This window comes from Verrucomicrobiota bacterium (assembly GCA_016871535.1).
In the GTDB taxonomy this organism is placed as follows: Bacteria; Verrucomicrobiota; Verrucomicrobiia; order Limisphaerales; family SIBE01; genus VHCZ01.
In genome coordinates this window covers 1-18,250 of sequence record VHCZ01000116.1, presented here as the reverse complement: position 1 = coordinate 18,250, position 18,250 = coordinate 1, and the positions used below count along the sequence as shown (strand labels likewise).

Genomic DNA, 18,250 nt, shown 5'->3' with positions numbered 1-18,250 from the left:
CTGGCCGGCTGCGGCGTTGCTCGTCGGTCACAGCCCCAAAACGGGGATGCTCCCTCCTCGCGCCTTGCATCCGGCCAGGCGGCGCTCCCGCCAAAACCGGAAGTTATTTTTGCACAGACCCTAAGCAGGGCGTCATAAACCGCGTGACCCTCCGGCATTTACGCGCGTTGGGTGCGTAATCGACCGCGGATGCTGCGGATGGGCGCGGATAAGAGTGAGGCACGGATGAACTGATTTTCATCCGCGTGATTCGCGTAATCCGCGGTTTTCCTGGCGGTGATCTCGCCGCGAGGCGCACTTTTTTTGTGAGGATACAGAAGCTCCTGTTGCGGCTTTGCCCCGCAGTTCGTTAGGACCTTGATAGACATTGGCAACTCGGGGCAACTGGGGCAATGCGAGCTGGCAATTCTTGCAGATCGCGGCGGGCTCTGCTAAGGACGATCCTCATGTCCCGCAAAACTCTCCTGCCCGTTCTTGTGCTTGGTTTCACTCTTCCATTGCATGGGCCGCGCGACTGTGCAGCGGATGACGCGTCGCTCGCTCGCCGCGCTTTCGGCGGTGTGCAACCGCGGGTGTCCCCGGACGGTGAGACCATCGCGGTTTCTTACCAGGGCGCCATTTGTCGGGCGCCACGCGCAGGTGGGACCCTGACTCGGTTGTCTCGCGCCGAAGGTTGGGATCTCGCTCCCGCGTGGTCGACGGACGGGCAACGCCTCGCCTTTGTCAGCACTTACAACTTTTTCCTCGGCCAGCTTCGCGTGATCCAGGCTGCCGACGGATCGCCAGTCCGGCTGCCGAACGAAATCCGGGCGCGAGGCAACGTGGAATTCCATCCGGACGGCCAGCGCGTGCTTGGCATGTTCAGCGCTTCGGGGCAACCGGACCGTCTGACGTGGTGCGATTTGAAAAGCGGAGAAATCAGGCCGGTGCCCATTGAGCCGCTGGAATCGATTCATCGCGGCCGGATGCCATGGGCGCTCTCCCGCGATGGCCAATGGATCGCGTTCGCCACTTTTCCGGACCGGCCTGGGGAACAGACCGGAAACGACGGATTCGGGGCCGAACTTTGGAAAGTGCGCGCAGAAGGCGGCCAACCGCAACCCGTCGTTCAATGGCCAAGCCGCGTTTACAATTTGTGTTGGGACGCCGCCGGTCGCGGGGTGTTCGTGGCCACGGATCGCGGCGACGCCTTCAATGACGTCTGGCACATTCCGTTGGATCAACCGCTCGCCTCCGCGCGCCAGATCACGTCCGGTCAGGCGGACGAAGATTGGCCTTCGGTCAGTGGCGACGGACGCTGGCTTGTGCACACGGAGAATCACGAAGGCGCGACCGCTCTGGTGGTCCGTGATCAAAGCACCGGCCAGCCACAGACGCTTGCGCTCAATGGGATCGATTTTCGCGAGCCGACCGGCCAGCTTCAGATCAGCGTCGTGGATCACGCGTCCGGCCAGCCCACCGTGGCGAGGATCAGTTTGAAGCAAAGCCACGGCAAGTTTCACGCCCCGCTCGGCGCGCTGTACCGGTTGACCGCCGGGCAGGGCCACTTCTACTGCCGCGAACAGGCGACGCTGGCGGTTCCCGCGGGAACCTACGAACTCACCGCAACTCGGGGTCCCGAACACCGCGTCATCAAGCAAACCCTCCCCCTGGAGGCGGGCGAGACGAAGCGCGTGGTCCTGCGCCTGGAGCGATGGACTGACATGGCTGCGCGAGGCTGGTACTCCGGCGAAAATCACATCCACGCCAACTATGGCTACGGCGCCTGGCACAACACGCCGCGCTCCGTGCTCGACATGTGTGAAGGCGAAGACTTGAACGTCGGCAATATCATGGTGGCCAACTCCGATGGCGACGGCGTGTTCGACCGGCGATTCTTCTTAGGCCGTCCCGATGATCAATCGAAACCCCGGACGCTTGTTTATTGGAACGAGGAATTCCGCAGCACGATCTGGGGACATATGACGCTGATCAACCTGACCAAACTGGTCGAACCGATTTTCACAGGCTTCAAAGACACCACCAATCCGTGGGACGTGCCGACGAACGCGGACATCGCCGAGCGCACCCACCACCAGCACGGCGCGGTCAGCTACACGCACCCGGCGAACAATCGCGAGGATCCCTACGGCACCGCGTATTCCGCGAAAGGATTGCCGGTCGATGCCGCGCTCGGTCGGATCGACACGCTTGACGTGATGGGAGGCGGCTACGACGCGTCCGTCCGTTTGTGGTATCGCTTGCTGAATTGCGGATTTCGTCTTCCGGCGGCGGCCGGAACGGACTGCTTTTTGAATCGCGTCAGCAGCTATCCTCCTGGCTGGGGACGCGCTTACGTGAAACTCACGAACGGTCTCGTTTATCTCGATTGGGTGCGGCAACAGCAAGCCGGGCGAAGTTTCGTAACCACCGGGCCGATGCTGGAGTTCGAGGTCGAAGGCGCAGAGCTGGGGCAAGCGATTCGCCTCGATTCCCCGCGCGCAGTGAAAATCCGTGGCCGGGCTTGGGCGCAAAACGAATTGGACAAACTGGAATTGATTTACAATGGCCGCGCCGTTGCTCAGGGCAAGCTTTCCGCCGACAAACTCCAGGCGGTGCTCGACCAGGAGTTGCCTCTCGACCAGAGCGGCTGGATTGCTTTGCGGACCTCCAGCGCGCAACGCAGCTCAGTCGGCGTGCCCCTGAATGCGCACACGAGTCCCATCTACATCGAATTTCCAAAGCGCCCTTTGGACGCCAAAGCGGACGCCGAATTCTTCCTCGCGTGGATCGATCGCCTCGAAGCGGACCTGAAGCGACGCGATAAAATTCCGGTGAGCCTCGAACACGTGCGGAGCCAACTCAGCGAAGCCCGCGCGAAGTACCGGCAAATTGCCGGGCGGGAAACCCAACGATCGAATCGGTAATCAGTATTCAGTGATCAGGGATTGGTGTGGGATTGGGGTCACATCAGGGAGGATGTGGCGACGAGCTGTCGTTCCCCGGCGGATAGGCGCTCGACGGGAGTGTCCGGTGGATGATCGAGGCCGACCTGGCGCAAAAGTTCCGTCGTGCGGGAACGGAGGGTGCGACGATCGATCCAGGGTAGGGCAGGGATAGTGGTTCTTTGCTCGTTGTTCTTTGTTCTTTGTTCGTGGTTTGTTGTTCGTGGTTCGTTGATCGTTGCTCGTTGCTGAACGCGAGTCGTGTCGGTGCTGCCACGATCCACGAACGACGAACCACGAACATGCTTCTGACCGAGGCGTCGCGGAAAGGCGGCAAGACCAATGGCTCTTCCAGAACCGGAGGGCCGATCTCCGAATCGGCGCGAAGCCTGCCTAGGTTCGAACCGGGCCGAATCGGAGTTCGGCGCTCCAATGGTTTGGTTCTTGGCGCCTGAGCCGATGAAAACGCAACAGGCGGCTTGCCGTGAACCCTTGGGTCGAGGCTGCCGCAAGGAGGCTCACTTCTCTCCGCCTGAAAGTCAGAGCCTCCTCCCGTTCGTTTCAGCGGGAAGTTGGGAAAAGGGGTTAAGGGTCTGTACAAAAATAAATTCCGGTTTTGCTGGAGGCGATTTCGCTTTCTGGCGAGGCACGACGAAGGAGCATAGCCAGGGCTCTGCGACTGAGAGCGTGTCCGAAAATTGCGCGGGGTCCTGCGGCGAGGGATTTTGGCTGTGGCCAAGGCGGCGAGGTCTGAGCATCCCCAACGCGGGCTGTAAGGACCGAGCCAACGCAGGCCACGGACAAAAGACCCGCCGCCCGGAGGGTTTTCGCGCCAAAGGCCGCCTGGCTTCGTTGCTCCTCAGTCGAAGATCCAGGGAGGATATTCTCCTTCGTTGCGCCTCGCCATCCGGCCTTTGGCGCGAAAACAGGACCCCGCGGAATTTTCGGACACGCTCTGAGGAGAAACGAAGCCAGAAAGCGAAATCGCCCCAGCCCTCCGGGGCGGGGCCTGGCCGGCTGCGGCGTTGCTCGTCGGTCACAGCCCCAAAACGGGGATGCTCCCTCCTCGCGCCTTGCATCCGGCCAGGCGGCGCTCCCGCCAAAACCGGAAGTTATTTTTGCACAGACCCTTGGGGCAAGCGTCAAAGTCCAGGTCCCGTCAGGTAGGCGATGAGATCGGCCATGTCTTGAGGTTTGAGCGACTGCTCGAAACCTTCCGGCATCAGCGAGAGACCCGAACTGGTCAGCTCGATCAAGTCGTTCCGCAGCACTACCTCTTCCGCGCCGTTCGCATTGCGCAAGGAGAGGCTCGTGGGCGTCTCGGCGGTGATAACGCCGGTCAGTTCGCGGCCCGATTTCGTGACCGCCGAATAGCTGATGTAGCGGGTCTCCACGGTCTGGTTGGGATCGAGAATCGCCAGAAGCAACACCTGCGGCGATTTACTCGACAGGGCGCCGAGGTCCGGGCCGAGTGCAATGCCCTCCTCGCGGAACCGATGGCAACTCGCGCAATGCTGGCGGAACAAGCCCGCGCCATTAGCGCTGTCCCCGTTCAGACCGAGGGCCGCCTCGTAATCCTTCACGACTTTCTTTCGGTCCTGTTGAGCGGCGAACAGCTTTTGAGCGCGGTCGCGAATCGCGGCTTGCGAGTGGCCGGTCAGTTTCTGGCGTTGGGCCGCGTTCAATTGGCCGGCCGCGAGGTGCTCTTGCTCCAGCGCGGCCACGACTTTCTCGGTCCAGACCGGGCGGGTGAGCAACAGATCGAGCACGTCATTGTGCAAGGCCGGCAGCAACGCTCTCCAGCCCTGAAGCAGAACCTCCGCAACGGTGGGGTCGCTCAGTTTGGCCAGGTTTCCGAGCGCCGTCTTCTGCAGCGCGGTGGGAACTTGAGGCGCCAACAGTTTCGCAAGGTCCGCGATGTCCTCGGAGCGTCGATTCAGTCCGCGCCCCATCAGCCGCATCGCCGCGCCGCGAAGGGATTCCGGCGCGCGATTGTCGAGGAGCAGTTGCCGCGCCTTGGCGAACAGTGTTTCCAGCCGCCGGATGGATTCCTGAAGCTCAGGACCCGTTTGAGTTTGAAATTGAGCCAGATTCCCTCGCTCACGTTCTGCGGCATCCAGGAAGCCGGCCGCCGCCGTGATCTGCCACAGCGCCGTCCGCTCGCCGCCCGGCTGACTGGCTTGCTGGAGGGCTGCGGCGACGGCTTTCTGTTTGTCGAGGCGCGTCGCCAGGTCGATGAGTTGCTCGATCAAAGACGCGTGCGTGTCGCGGTCGGACTCCTGGAGAATCGCCGCGAGCAGAGTCTCGACGTGAGGCGGCGCCGAACTCAGGACTGCGGTTTGCACTTCCGGGTTCTGAAAGTCCTGGAGCGCGAGTTTCAAAAGAGCTTTGCCCGCGCGAGGACTGCTCCATTCACCGAGCGTGAAAGCCAACTGATATCGCACGGCAATGCTCGGATCATCCGCCAGGTTAAGAAGCGTGCCGGTGAGCGTCGGGTTCTGCGAAGTCGAGCGCCCGCTTGCTCCCCTCAAGACTGGTTCGCTCAGGCGCACGGCGTGCTGACGCACCCGAGGATGAACATCGTCCAAAGCAACTCTGAGCGCGCCCGGACTCAACGCGCCAAGACCGTCAAGCGTGCAAAGCGTTTGGAGACGCACTTTGGGATTCTTGCTCCGAGCGGCCAGTTGCTCCAGTTGGGGAACGACCGTTCGATTCCCCAGGCGATATCGCGCCCCGTATTGGACCAAAAGCCCCTGGGCGGTGTCGCGCTGCCAGCCGTTCGAGCTGTCGAGCGCGTGCGCTAAACCGGCGGCATCGAGTGGGTCGAGCTTCGGAATTGGCCTTAGTTTCGCGCCCTCCGGATAAACCCGGTAAATCCGTCCCAGGTCGCTGCCTGCGCGCAAATCAAAACGCTTCTGCGTGTCTGGCGGAATCCATTCCGGATGCTCCAACACGAGCCGATACATGTCCGCGATGTAAAGCGCGCCGTCTGGTCCGGTCTTGAGCGTGATCGGGCGAAACCAGTTGTCGGTGGACGCCAGGAATTCGCGGTCGAGTTCGTCGGCCGGGCGGCGGCTTTTGAACGTGACGCCGTCCGGTTCGAGCACCTCCCGATGCACGGCATTGTGAACCGGCTCGCTGATGAAGACGCTCGTGGCGAAGTCCGGGCCGAAGAGGTCATCCCGGTACGGCGCAGCGCTGCAACCCGAGGTGACATGATTGAGCATCCCGATGTCGTTAAATCGCTGGAGGCTTCGGCTGATGGCGAAAACGCGCGTCGATTCGGGATAATTGGCCAGAACCTTCCTCTGCGTCCTTACCGCGAGATGCGGATTGCGGGTCAAGTAGTGTTCCGGCAGGAAATAATGCCAGACCCAATTGGGATTGTTGTTTCCGAACCAATTTCCCCAGTCATCCCGCCGGCGTCCAAACTGCGTTTGGCCCTCGACGGTTTCAAACGCGGCGCGGTTCGGCGCGTCCGGACGGAATCGAAAATCACGGCCGCGGAGGTCCACGCCGCGGTCATTGATAATTGCCGCGCTGGATACCGGGCCCAGCGTTCCGACCGATCGGATTTGTCCTCCGCTGTCTCCGTTGGCCCCATAGATCCAGTTGTCGAGACCATACTCGAAGCCATTGACGCGGTGCTGCTGGTTGCCTTCGCGAAACCCAGCGAGGATGGGCTTGCGCAAATCAGCCTTCCCATCGCCGTCGGTGTCCTCAGCGTAAAAAACTTCCGGCGCCGCGCTCACCAGAACTCCCTTTCGCCAGGGCATCACCCCGGTCGGAAAATTCACGCCGTCGAGAAAAACTGTGGATTTGTCATAGCGCCCGTCGCTATCCGTGTCCTCCAGGAATCGAACCACACCGCCGGATTTTCCCTGGCCGTCGATTCCGAGCGGATAGTCGCCCATTTCCACGACCCACAGTTTGCCATCCGCGCCCCACTCGAAGGAGATCGGGTCCTTGACCAGCGGTTCGTGCGCGACCAATTCGATCTTGAATCCGCGTCGCACGCGCATCGATTCGAGCGCGGCTTGCGGCGATTTGGCTTTCGGCTGCAATCCGCCCAGCAAGTCGCCAAACGATCGGCGGTCCACCAAATCCTGAAGCGCAGCGGTATCTTCGTTCTGCACCCACAAATGGCGGGAATGGAACCACGCCCCGTTGTTCGGTGCTTCGCCGCCGCGAGCAATCATCGGGATTTCGCCCGCGTCGCCGCGCTTTCCGGAGACGACTTCGCGCGTCCAGCCCGGCTGAAATCCCAGGTAGAGCTTCGGGACAAAGAGATGAATGGAGAAGGCGCGTTCGTTCGAGAAAACGGCGTCGTCATAGCCGTCATCATTCAGATCGACGAAGCGAAAGCCCTGGTCGCGCCCTTGCGCGTCCACGAGCGCCGTGCCTCTGGGCAGGGCATAAGCAAGTTTCTTCCAGGTGCTCTCCGGCGCGGACCATTTGAAGACGGCGTTTTGCGCCTCGTTGCCGACGATCAACTCGTTGAGGCCATCGCGGTCGAGGTCGCGCAGGCGCACGCCGCGATCCGTGGATTGGGAAGCCGTCAAGACGGGTTGACCGTCGAGTTCCAGGCCGTTCAACAGCCATTTGTGGGTCACCCATCGGGCGCCGTCGAATTGCCATGCGCCTTTCGCGGAGCCGTTCACGAGCATCGTCGCGAATCCGTCGGGCGTCAGAACGCCAAATTTCACCGCCGCGTCTTGGCTGTCGCCCTCGTGGCTTGAGAACACGAGCCAGGTCGGGAACTCCGATTCCATCCATCGGCGGTCCTTGGGCGACCAGACGCGCGTCTTCCGAACCGCGCCATTGCCGATCACAACGTCCAGGTAATTGTCGTGGTTAAGATCAATCATACGGACGCCGTTGTCCTGGCCATTGGCGGCGCGCAACGGCTGGCCGGCCAGAAGGAATTTGTCGATTCGCTCCTGTGCTTCCCGGAAATTCAAGAATTTCACCTTCGTCCCGTATTTCTGGACAACGTAGTCAATGCACTCAACCATCTGGTCGGGCCGAATCCAGCCATGCGGGTGGAAAATGAACGTGAAAAGGCCTTGTTTAAGCACGGTCGCGTCGAGCGCCGCTTTCCAGTCGGCGACGGTCACGGGATTGTTCGTGCCGTGCAGATGCTGCGCTTCCCAATCGCTCGGCGCCATGGCGGGGAATTCCCAGCACAGTTTCCCGATCACGTACGGATACGGGTAATCCTCAATCGTCGTCACGAAGGAAGGGAACGGAACGTATTTCCGGAATTTCTCGCGGCCATCCGCATCCACAACGAGATCGCGAGGAAGCGACTTGTCCTTCGGGGTCGTGATATTCATGACCGAGGAATCAATGGTGAGGAAATGGCCGGCGGAAGTGCGGCGATTGAAAATCTCGGCATAAAACCGCGGGCTGGGGCTGTTGATCGAATCGCAGCAAGGCATTCGATACGCGACAGCTTTGTTGTTGGGAATGCGATGCAACAGATCGATCCCGCCGTTCACGGTGTCCACCGCGGCCTGAAAATTTCCTTTCGCCAATAGCGGGCATGGGTGGCTCAAAGTGTGGACGTCGAGCGAGAGCCCTTCCGCAAGCCAGGTTTGAAACTGCGGTTGCTCCGGGTCCAGTGCGTTGCAGTAGATGCTGACCGGCGCGCGGCCATCGATCTTCTTCAAGCGCTCCAGGATTGGACGCAAATAGGTTTCGTATTTCTTGGGATCGCGAAGATCGTCGATGGCGAGAATGACCGCGGCTTCGACACCGGGCTCGCCGATCCATTGGGGCGTGGTGAGTTTGGGAAAATCCCGATGCACGTAGAACGGATCGTTTTCATCCAGATACGCGAGGCGATTGCCGTCCGGCGGCGCGGCGGCGAGGCGTAACGACAGCACTGCGAGCATGGCGCCAATGAACCAGGCAGGGCGAGTCCGTCCCGGCAAGCCGCTCGACGCGCTTGGAACACTTCCGGCTCGGCTCGCTGGGGACAGGCTCGCTCTCCCTTGAGGTTCATGGTCAGGCGATGCGCGGCGGCGCCAGAGGACGAAGTTGGAGAATCGATTCCGGAGAATGATCAGTCGAGTGCGCATAATGAGCTCCAAAGAGTTTTCGAGTGGCCTGTTTGCTTCGAGCGGGCCATGGACTCAAGTTCACCGAAGAACATTCGAGCTTTTAGCACGACCCCGGTCCGGGAACCAGCGGCAATCCGCGACAAACCCGGCTCGGCTGACGTCAGGCTGGCGCGACCGAACGGGTGCGCGCGGGGAGTTCAAAGTTTAAGGTTTCAAGTTCAAGGTCAGTGCCTGAAAGATTGCCAGAAGGCCGTGACAGGACCGTTCACTTTCTATTCGCGGCAGGATATTGAAGCTGTTGCCCAACAGTTCTCCCTGACAAGAACCGCGGATGAACCGTCAGCTCCTCAGGGCGGAGCAGTTCATCGAAGATTTCGACCGGCCATTTCGTTGGTACGAGATCAATGTGGCGCAGCGTTAATCTGGGCGCCCTTGATCGCGTAGCGCTTCGCGCAGCAATTGTTTCCCTCGAGAAAGCCGCGACATGACGGTTCCGATGGGGATGCCCAATTGGGTGGCAATCTGCCGGTAGCTCAGATCCTCCAGGTAGTACAGCGTCAGCACGGCGCGAAACACGGCGGGCAATTGGTCGAGCGCGCTGCGAATCGCCAGGCCATCCAGGCCGCTGAAGTGGTTTGCCGTCACGCTGGGCAGCTCGTGATCGCAATCGTCAAGCGAAGCGTGGTGGAACCGGGTTCCGCGCCGCTGAAGAAGTCGATTCTCTGCCCGGCGCGCCTTGGCGCGTGTCTGAGAATTCAATCTTGGGTAGCACAGGCGACCCGCCTGTTCCGACTGGCGCCTCGCCAGTCGAAACGTCGCTGAAACCATCGTACGGAGTGGAACGGTTTAGTTCGATTGAATGGAGTCGGTGAGGGCGCCGACTCCAGCACGGAGGACCTTTGGGATCGGTTTTTCCCCTCTCTCCGGCTCTCTCCCCACTCGTGCCTCGCGGGGAGGGAGTGAAAAACTCGCTGAGCGCTTCCCGTGCCGAACAGAACTGGTGGGGCGCGTGCGCTACCCATCCGGCCTGAGTCGTTCCGCTTCAGCGATCGCGCTGGTTTTGCAGCGCTTGCTTCATGCGCCGTTTGGCGTTGTCGGTCAGTCTCTGGGGTGCAGCCATCGCCATGTGGTCGGCGTAGCGGGGCGCGGCGCGATGAATGAAATGGAGATGCCTCGCGTAGCGTTGGTACCAGACGCAAAGGAGAAAGTGAACGCGCATTTGAAAACGCTGCTTCCGCGGGAGCGTCCGGTCGAGCGATTGAGAGGCCAGTTGGGTCACTTCCTTGCAGGTCAGAACCCGGCGCCAGAGCCAGCTCAACATCTGCGTCTTGATGGAGGCGAGCGCTTTCATGTTGGATCAGGTCTTTCCGCCTCGCCGCCCGAACCAGTTCGCTTCGAGGCAGCGGCGCAGCGCCATGCGCGCGCGATGAAGCATGACCCAGAGGTTGTTCGGCGTGATGTTCAAGAGCGCGCAGATTTCGTCCGTAGAAACTTCGTCCATTTCGCGGAGGAGAAAGACCCGTGAAACTTTCACGGGCAATTTCGCCGCGCAATCGTGGAAGGTTTTCCAGAACTCGGCGTTGTCGAGATCGGCCCCGGGATTTGGAGTCCACTCGATCGGTCCGAGTTCGTGAATCCAGGCGTCCCGGAATGGCCCGTCCGGGTTGAAGCGTTCTTGCTGCTCATCGCTCAAGAATTCCAGGTCGGTGAAGGACGATTCGCGGCCGGCTTTCCGATAATGATCCACGATTTTGTTTTTCAGAAAACCCGCCTCGGCTTGAAAGAAGCCTGTGGCCGGCAAGTATTCCCAGCGCAAGCCAGCGGAGACGTTCTGTCCGTTCGGCTGCGCCTCCTGATACTCCGGCAACGCCGAGAAGTGTTGGCGGTAATACTCGTTGAGCCAGGCGCTGCGGTAATCCGCAAAGCCGTCGTAGAATCCGCCTGCCCCCAGCAGCGTGAGCGGCGCAAAGAGGCGCTGCTTGAGGCCGGCTTGCAGCGCATTTCGGTTTTCGCTCACGGAGCGGTCGAAACCCAGGAAATCAAACGGCGCGGGGCGATAGTCCAGATCGAAGGTGTTGTGCGCGTAACTGAGGGTCCACTCGGTCGGGCCGCGGCTCTGCCCATATCCAATCGTGCCTTGCGTCAGCAGGATGTCCGACGCGAACATAGCTTCAAAGTCGGCCTCGGCTTTGTGGTTCCAACGCAGGCCAGCCGTCCGCAACTCGCGGAGCGGGGCGTTGAGGCTCTGGCGAACCTCGCCGGAGTTGGTCGCTTCTCCGGCTTGCCGCTCCGGCTGAATCCCTGGTGCAAGGGCTTCCGCCGGCTCGCCCGCAAGCAAGGCGACGCTAATGACTCCAGATGACAGCGGTGGCCAAATCATTTGTTTCCTCGTTCATCGGCAGGACGTGCATCCGGCGGCTTGCGAGCCTCCGGTGGCTGCGGCTCCGGGTTCGGTTTGGACGAGCAGCTTGGGCAAATAGGTGAAAACGGCGCTGTCGGAGAACAGCATATTGGGTTTGGAAACCAGCCGTTGCTTATGGACAGGCACGGAACCGCATCCGCAAAGTGCCAGCCAACCCGCCACCATTGCCAGGGCGGCAGCCGCTCTCCAACCGATGCGGCTGTTGAGCTGGCTTTTGCCCGGGCCGATCCCAACTCCATGCCGGAGACGCGTGCCAAAACAGTGCTTCACAGAAGATGGGTCGATTCTGCGAAGATTTCCTTACAGGGATTTTCGACTTCTCGAAGGCGGTCTTGTTCGGTGAACTGCAACTCCCACGGTCTGATCAGTAAGTGTTTTCTTTCCACATTCGGAAGAATCCTCTACATATTTCTCCATGAAATCGGACGCACTCAAACAGTTCCTCCATGTTCGCAACCAGCTCGCGCAAGAACGTTCCCGCCTTGAAGCCCGCCTTCGGGAAATAGACAACGCGCTCGGCGGAGAAATACCTACTCCGTTCCGCAACCAGAGACCAACGCTTCAGTCAGGGAAGCGAGGCGGCACAAACATCAAGCAAGCGCCACCGCCGCGGCGCAAAAAGTGGCCTCGCGGCAAACTCAAGCAGCAAATCGTCCAAACACTCAAAGCGGCGGGCAAAGACGGCGCGACGGTAAAGGACCTTGTGGAAAAGATCGGCGCACGCTACCAGAACATTTCGATCTGGTTTCTCAGGAGTGGCAAGAAACTCAAGGCCATCAAGAAGGTCGGACCCGCGAAGTACGCGTGGATCGGGCAGTAAGGATTTGATCCCGATCACTCAAGGTAGAAGCGAGTTGGTCTCTTGTTCCCTGGGGTATGCCCCCTGTTCAATTCAGACATTTCCTGCCTTGGGAAAAGTTGCGGCATGCACACTGTCGAGCGTAACGTTCCCTGTAGAGACTCTGCGCTCCGACAATTGTTCAGACGCTGCCGATGAAATTCCGAAGCGCTTCCCCTTTTTATCGATTTAACGATTTAACGATTTAGCGATGGCTCTCATGAGCATCACTTACCTCGAAGCGATCCGCGAAGCCCAGGCGCGGGCCCTGGCGGATGATCCGCGCGTTTTCATCTACGGCCAGGACGTCGGCGCGTTTGGCGGCGCGTTCAAAGCGACCAAGAATCTCGCCCAGGAGTTTCCGGGCCGCGTGATTGACGCGCCGATCAGCGAGGACGCGATTTTAGGCGCCGCCATCGGCGCGGCCATCGAAGGCATGCGGCCGATCGTGGAAATGCAGTTCGCCGACTTTTCGACGATCGCGTTCAACCAGATTGTCAATCAAGCCGCGACGCTGCACTGGCGGACGCAGGTCCCTTGCCCGATTACCGTCCGGCTGCCTTCGGGCGGGACTTCCGGCAGCGGTCCGTTCCACAGCCAGAGCATGGAAGCCATTTACGCGCATTATCCCGGCTTGATCGTCCTGACTCCGGCCACTGTGGAAGACGCTTACAGCATGCTCCTGGAAGCGGTCGCCATCGATGACCCGGTCATTTATTGCGAGCACAAATACCTCTATTACCACTTGAAGGCGGAAAGGCTCCCCACCGAAGCCATGCCGGTCGGCAAAGCGCGCATCGCGCGTGAGGGGCGCGATCTCACGATTGTGGCCTACAGCGCCATGGTGCATGAAGCGCTTGCGGTGGCGGACGAGTTGCGAACGGAAGGGACGCAGATTGAAGTCGTCGATCTGCGCTCCGTGAAACCGCTGGATACAGACACGGTGATGGCATCGGTGGCGCGCACGGGACGGCTGTTATGCGTGGGCGAAGCGTTCCCCTGGGGTGGCGTCACAGCCGAGGTCGTGGCGCGCGTCGCCAGTGAAGGATTCGATTTGCTGGATGCGCCTCCGCAACGGTTGAATGCCAAGGACACGCCCATCCCGTACCATCCCACGCTCTGGGCCGCGCATCGGCCGACGGCGCGCAGCATCGCCGCCGCCGTGCGGGATTTGTTGCGGCGCTAAGCTGAACTTCTTGCTTTGAAAATCTTCCACCAATCCTTCTCCGTATTACGAATTCAGTCCCCTCGCTCCATCACCCTGCCGGTAAGGACGCGTTCCACCGCGTCCCTGATTTTCTTTCCATCGAAGGGTCAAAAAGTCAGGGACGGAGTGGAATCCGTCCCTACCGGCTGACAGGCCAGATCATATGCCTCGAATTCCAATCATCATGCCGCAGCTCGGTGAATCCATCGCTGAAGCCACCGTCATTCAATTGCTCGTCCAGGCGGGCGACACCGTCGAGGCGGACCAGGATGTCCTGGAAGTCGAAACGAACAAAGCGACCTTGACGGTGACGGCCCCGTGCCCGGGCCGGCTGCACCAATTTCAGGTGAAGGTGAACGAAAGCTATGCCGTCGGGGCCATCCTGGGCTACGTGGACGCGACCGACGAGGTGGCGGCGCGGCTGGGATTGGACACGCTTCAACTCAAGTCGTCGGCCGAGAAATCCGGAAGCGCGGCCGAGAATGGCACCGCAGACGGCGAAAGGGGATCGGGCGTTCAACCGACCGTTCGCGGCTTGCCCGTTCCCGCGCATGCCGCCGGGGCCAGCTACATGTCACCGCGACTCAAAGCCCGCATGGCCGAACTCGGTTTGCACGCGGCCGATTTGGCCGGCGTCGCCGGGAGTGGCGCTGCCGGGCGAGTGACCATCGAGGATTTCGAGCAGTTTCTGGCCAACCTCGAACGCAACAAAATGAGCCCGGCCTCGTCGATGCGCGTGGCCGTGGCCGATGCGATGCGCCGAAGCTGGACCCGTCCGCTGGCGACCGTCGCGCTGCCCGTGGGTCTGGATGCGCTGTTAGCTCACCGAAAGAATTGTGATCCCAGACCCGGTCCGGCCCTCTACGCTTTGCGCGCCCTGGCCCTCGCCCTTGCAGAAAACAGCGCGCCAGCCGGGCGGCTTGTCGGAAACCGAATCGTGCATCCCAGCGCCATTGACATCGGGTTTGCTGTGGAAGCGGTGGAGGGCGTCTTGGTGCCTGTGCTTCGCAATGCGGACACGCGGCGCTTGAAAGAATTGACCGGCCGTTACAACGAGCTGGTCGATCTGGCGCGGCAACGCCGGCTGCCCGCGGATGCGACCGGCGGCTCCATCGCCACGGTGACGAACTTCGGCACGTTCGGCCTGACCTGGGCGACGCCCATTCCGCTGCCGGAGCAAACGCTCGTGCTGGGCATGGGCGCGGCGCGGCGCGTGCCGAACTGGGATGAGAAAAGGCAACAGTTCGTTCCGATGATGGAGGCCAATCTGACCTTGAGCTTCGATCATCGCGTGCTCGACGGCGGCGCCGCGGGGCGATTGCTGGCGCGCGTCGCGGCGTTGATCAATGAACCGGAAAAACTGTGAAGTTTTGACGTGGATGAAAAGTTCCGGCGAACACTCGGTTCGGAAATGCCTGGTTTTTCTGGGTGGCACTGCCCTCGCCATCATCGCAGTCGTTTGCGTGATTTATCTTTACTGGTTCGCGCCGCGATTTGTGGTTCGCACTTCCATGACGAACGGGCTGGAGCTATGCGTGGTCCAGAGAATCGGAGGGCCGTTTTCCTACAACACGGGGGTTTTTTATCGGAAGCCGGACGGCACGGGCGGCTGGTTCTACTACGATCACGAGGATAACTCCTGGCGGCGAGGACGCGTGGCGTTGGATCAGCAATCCAGGCTCGCCACAGTCTTTCGAGAGGATAAGCCTGTCATTGTGTTCAATTGGGAAACCGAATCCTGCAGCGTCCGAAATCATGCGTTCCAGAAGGCCGCCGGTCATGGAAGCCCTCCAACTCTTGCGTTCTGGAATCCGTTCTCCCGGCGCAATTGATTCCGTCCCCTGAAATTAGTGAACGTGGGCGAGCGTCCTCGCGATCCACTGCCCATCGACGCACGGCTCGGCAGGAGTCTCGCTCCACCGTCGTTCACTCTGGAAAAAACAGTTGGGCCCACGAAACACACGAAACACCCAAGAACTAAACGCGTTGCCAAGGAGACAATCCCGACTCATCCGCTGAGAGTCTCTGAGTCTTACTCCTTCGGCTTTCGTGCCTTTCGTGTATTTCGTGGGATCAATTGCTTTTCCAGGTTTGCTGAGGGGCTACATTGGCCAAAACCTCGACCAGGTATCGCAACTCTTCCTCGACCTGGCCGGAGTCCGTGACGGTCTGGCTGATCTCAGATCGCACCAACTCCCGAAACCGCTTTCGCAGCCGGTGAATCGCAACTTTGAGCGCGCCCTCGGTCAAGCCAAGCCGGCTGGCGGCTGCTTTTTGCGGCAGGGATTCCGTTTCCCCGACGAGCCATGGCTTGAGCGCCTCGAACTGTTCACCCTTGCCGGCCGCTTTGAATTCCGTCTCCAAAGCTCCCAGCGCTCGCTCCATCAACGCCAGCGCCCATTGCCAGTCAAAATACGCATCCGCGGGCGGACCGCTCGCAGGATCTGGAATCTGCAATTGCGTCTTGGTGTCCGCGCCGGCTTCGATGCGTTCGGGAGCCTGGCCGCCGCCGCGTTTGGCCGCGCGCGAGCGGTCGCGTTCATCGGCGAGAAAATGTTTCGCCGCCCCGAGCAGAAATGAGCGGAAGCGCCCGCGCTCCGGATCGACTTTGTCGAGACCGTGTTTCGCGAGTATCCGCGCGAAGAATTCCTGAGTGAGCTCCCGCGCAGTGTCTTCGTCGCGGCCTTCGCGGTGGATGAAAGCGAACACGGCAGCATAGTACGCTGCACACAAATCGCTCAGCGCTGATTGTGCTTCAGGGGAATCTCCTCGCGCCTCGAGGACACGCGTCCAGCGTGTCGTGCGGAAGCTGGAGTCCGGCGGTCGCGGTGTTGGATCGCTGGAAGAGATCACGGCGATTCGCTCTGGACCCACATTGAGGAAGTAACAGAAACCCAAACAGCGATGACGACCCCGATGCTCAATAGCACCGGCCAGCTCAGCGTGAGCAAAGCAATGCCGGTCAGCACCAGCAATGTGCCGGAATGCACTATGTGAACATTGCCGCCGATCGTGGTCAGTGTCGGGAGGAAACGCCACCAGGCCAAGCACGGTGAAGAGAATGCCCGCCCGATTCACCCAGCCCGGCGCGGGCAGATGGGGCTTGGAAGCCGGTTCGATAACCGGCGGCGGGGGCGCTTTCGCCGCGCTCGCGGCGGCGTCGGTCGCAATGTTTTCCACCCGCGTCTTCACTTCGCCCGCGCTCTGGAAGCGCCGTTCCCGTTCCTTTTCCAGCGTGCGCAACACCACTTCATCCACGCGCGGATCCACCGGTTTTTCCAAGCTGCGATCGATTCTCCTTCTGCATGAAACGGCGCGTAGAGCAGGCTTTCCAGCCTGGTTTTCCAGCCTGGCTTTCCAGCCTGCTGGTTTGGGCGACTTTCCAGTCGCCCGGCGGACGGGACTGGAAAGTGCGCTCAAATGCTACGCCGCAAACTTTTGTTCTCACCAGTAACCCGAATGTGCTAGGTTTCGTCCGCTCTAAATATGCTCAAATCATTACTGCTCAAAGTGGTTGCCCTCGCGATGCTCTCGGCCGTCGTCACATCGACCGCGATTCTCTATGCCGCCGACCCGGTTTTCTCCGGCCCGCAAGCAGGCGAAAAAACCACACCATTCAAAGTCGCGGACTTTACGGCTTCGACCGAAGCCAAGGAACGCGATCCCATTACGGAGAACCACGGCGCGCCAACCGCGCTGGTCTTTCTCCATGGCCTGGAACGTTCCATGGTGCCGCTCATGACCACCATTGACATGTATGGCGCAGACCAAAAGGAGAAGTTGAAAACCGAGTTCATTTTCCTGTCCGCCGACCGATTGAGTGGCGAGCAACGGCTCAAAGCGGCGGCGAGTTCCCTGAAATTGCAGTCGCGGCGTGGCGTCTCGCTCGACGGAGAGGAAGGGCCGGGCAATTACGGATTGAACAAGGAATGCCTCATGACCATCGTGGTGGCCAAGGACAACAAAGTCACCGCCAACTTCGCCCTGGTGCAGCCCGGCATCGCCGATGCGCCACAGGTCCTCAGCGCGCTGGCAGCCGCTTGTGGCGACCAGGCGCCTCCGACGGTCGAAGCGCTGCAAGCTCGCCGAGGACAACGGCCCGGCATGGCCGATCGGAGAGCCATGGCGGCAGAGGGCGCCGCGGCCCGAGGCGAAAAGCCAGAGAAACCGAAGGAAGATTTCCCCGGCAAACCCCCGACCGACGCGAAACTGTTGGGTCTCTTGCGTCGCTTCATCCAACCTGCGAATGATGACGTTGCTGTGGATCAAGTGTTAAGAGAAGTGAACGAATACATCGCGCCGGACGCCGCCCTGCGGCAGCAAGCCATCGATGGTTGGACGCGCGTCCTTCATTTCAAAGACCGCTACGGCACCGCCTACGCGCGCCAGCAAGGCCAGGCCGCGCTGGATAAGTGGAAGCAGCAGAAATGACCCCGAAGCGCACACGCGGAGCGGGGACAGCCATGTCCGCGAATTTCTCACCGACGACGCGATGGGAGCGCGGCGGCCCGCCCGCGAGTTTGAGTGGAGCTGGCCAGCCTGCGGGCGAGCCGCCCGTGCTCGTGCGCCTGAGATGGCGATTGGTCGAAGCGGTGAAAGTCCGCTTCTGTGCGGTGAAGAATCGTGCGGTATTGAACCATAACTGCGTCGTGGAAACACGGGGTGGAGAGCAATGGAACGAGAACGGCCAGTCCGTAACGCCGTTCGTCTGTCGAGGCGAACAAAGTGAACTCGATTCGGTCGGCGCGGATGGGCGAGCCTGCGAGCGCTGTGCGAAGCCTGTCGCGGAGGGTA

Annotated in this window: 12 protein-coding genes; 6 read left to right on the top strand and 6 right to left on the bottom strand. The window is 60.8% G+C overall.

Annotation, left to right across the window (positions count from 1 at the left end):
* Positions 1-392 precede the first annotated feature (392 nt).
* Positions 393-2,906: a hypothetical protein gene (locus FJ398_15610; GenBank protein MBM3839362.1), complete on the top strand. Its 2,514-nt coding sequence runs from the start codon at positions 393-395 to the stop codon at positions 2,904-2,906.
* 1,160 nt (positions 2,907-4,066) lie between these two features.
* Here the strand turns inward: FJ398_15610 and FJ398_15605 are convergent.
* From FJ398_15605 to FJ398_15585, 5 genes are all read right to left on the bottom strand, one after another.
* The gene (locus FJ398_15605) at positions 4,067-9,007 is read right to left on the bottom strand and encodes a c-type cytochrome (protein MBM3839361.1); all 4,941 of its coding nucleotides are present in this window, start codon (positions 9,005-9,007) and stop codon (positions 4,067-4,069) included.
* 399 nt (positions 9,008-9,406) lie between these two features.
* Positions 9,407-9,817, bottom strand: coding sequence for a sigma-70 family RNA polymerase sigma factor (locus tag FJ398_15600; protein ID MBM3839360.1), 411 nt, complete (start codon positions 9,815-9,817; stop codon positions 9,407-9,409).
* 214 nt (positions 9,818-10,031) lie between these two features.
* Positions 10,032-10,340: a hypothetical protein gene (locus FJ398_15595; protein MBM3839359.1), complete on the bottom strand. Its 309-nt coding sequence runs from the start codon at positions 10,338-10,340 to the stop codon at positions 10,032-10,034.
* Between the two features lie 6 nt (positions 10,341-10,346).
* Positions 10,347-11,369, bottom strand: coding sequence for a hypothetical protein (locus tag FJ398_15590; GenBank protein ID MBM3839358.1), 1,023 nt, complete (start codon positions 11,367-11,369; stop codon positions 10,347-10,349).
* A gap of 12 nt (positions 11,370-11,381) precedes the next feature.
* Positions 11,382-11,681 carry a hypothetical protein gene (locus FJ398_15585; protein ID MBM3839357.1) on the bottom strand — a complete coding sequence of 100 codons (300 nt, stop codon included), beginning with the start codon at positions 11,679-11,681 and terminating at the stop codon, positions 11,382-11,384.
* Between the two features lie 145 nt (positions 11,682-11,826).
* Here FJ398_15585 and FJ398_15580 point away from each other — a divergent pair, with 145 nt between their 5' ends.
* From FJ398_15580 to FJ398_15565, 4 genes are all read left to right on the top strand, one after another.
* Positions 11,827-12,231, top strand: a complete 405-nt coding sequence (locus tag FJ398_15580; GenBank protein ID MBM3839356.1) for a hypothetical protein — start codon at positions 11,827-11,829, stop codon at positions 12,229-12,231.
* 238 nt (positions 12,232-12,469) lie between these two features.
* The gene (locus tag FJ398_15575) at positions 12,470-13,435 is read left to right on the top strand and encodes an alpha-ketoacid dehydrogenase subunit beta (protein ID MBM3839355.1); all 966 of its coding nucleotides are present in this window, start codon (positions 12,470-12,472) and stop codon (positions 13,433-13,435) included.
* 184 nt (positions 13,436-13,619) lie between these two features.
* Positions 13,620-14,822 carry a 2-oxo acid dehydrogenase subunit E2 gene (locus FJ398_15570; protein MBM3839354.1) on the top strand — a complete coding sequence of 401 codons (1,203 nt, stop codon included), beginning with the start codon at positions 13,620-13,622 and terminating at the stop codon, positions 14,820-14,822.
* A 13-nt stretch (positions 14,823-14,835) separates the two neighbouring features.
* Complete coding sequence (locus tag FJ398_15565; GenBank protein MBM3839353.1) at positions 14,836-15,288, top strand: hypothetical protein; 453 nt, start codon at positions 14,836-14,838, stop codon at positions 15,286-15,288.
* Between the two features lie 241 nt (positions 15,289-15,529).
* Here the strand turns inward: FJ398_15565 and FJ398_15560 are convergent, their stop codons facing one another.
* Positions 15,530-16,876, bottom strand: coding sequence for a sigma-70 family RNA polymerase sigma factor (locus FJ398_15560; GenBank protein MBM3839352.1), 1,347 nt, complete (start codon positions 16,874-16,876; stop codon positions 15,530-15,532).
* A gap of 66 nt (positions 16,877-16,942) precedes the next feature.
* Here FJ398_15560 and FJ398_15555 point away from each other — a divergent pair, with 66 nt between their 5' ends.
* Positions 16,943-17,887 carry a hypothetical protein gene (locus FJ398_15555; protein MBM3839351.1) on the top strand — a complete coding sequence of 315 codons (945 nt, stop codon included), beginning with the start codon at positions 16,943-16,945 and terminating at the stop codon, positions 17,885-17,887.
* Positions 17,888-18,250 lie beyond the last annotated feature (363 nt).

Excerpts from the sequence above, each read along its gene's own strand:
- FJ398_15610 (MBM3839362.1), top strand. The coding sequence starts at position 393 with ATGCGAGCTGGCAATTCTTGCAGATCGCGGCGGGCTCTGCTAAGGACG.
- FJ398_15605 (MBM3839361.1), bottom strand. The coding sequence starts at position 9,007 with ATGCGCACTCGACTGATCATTCTCCGGAATCGATTCTCCAACTTCGTC.
- FJ398_15600 (MBM3839360.1), bottom strand. The coding sequence starts at position 9,817 with ATGGTTTCAGCGACGTTTCGACTGGCGAGGCGCCAGTCGGAACAGGCG.
- FJ398_15595 (MBM3839359.1), bottom strand. The coding sequence starts at position 10,340 with ATGAAAGCGCTCGCCTCCATCAAGACGCAGATGTTGAGCTGGCTCTGG.
- FJ398_15590 (MBM3839358.1), bottom strand. The coding sequence starts at position 11,369 with ATGATTTGGCCACCGCTGTCATCTGGAGTCATTAGCGTCGCCTTGCTT.
- FJ398_15580 (MBM3839356.1), top strand. The coding sequence starts at position 11,827 with ATGAAATCGGACGCACTCAAACAGTTCCTCCATGTTCGCAACCAGCTC.
- FJ398_15575 (MBM3839355.1), top strand. The coding sequence starts at position 12,470 with ATGAGCATCACTTACCTCGAAGCGATCCGCGAAGCCCAGGCGCGGGCC.
- FJ398_15570 (MBM3839354.1), top strand. The coding sequence starts at position 13,620 with ATGCCTCGAATTCCAATCATCATGCCGCAGCTCGGTGAATCCATCGCT.
- FJ398_15565 (MBM3839353.1), top strand. The coding sequence starts at position 14,836 with ATGAAAAGTTCCGGCGAACACTCGGTTCGGAAATGCCTGGTTTTTCTG.
- FJ398_15555 (MBM3839351.1), top strand. The coding sequence starts at position 16,943 with ATGCTCAAATCATTACTGCTCAAAGTGGTTGCCCTCGCGATGCTCTCG.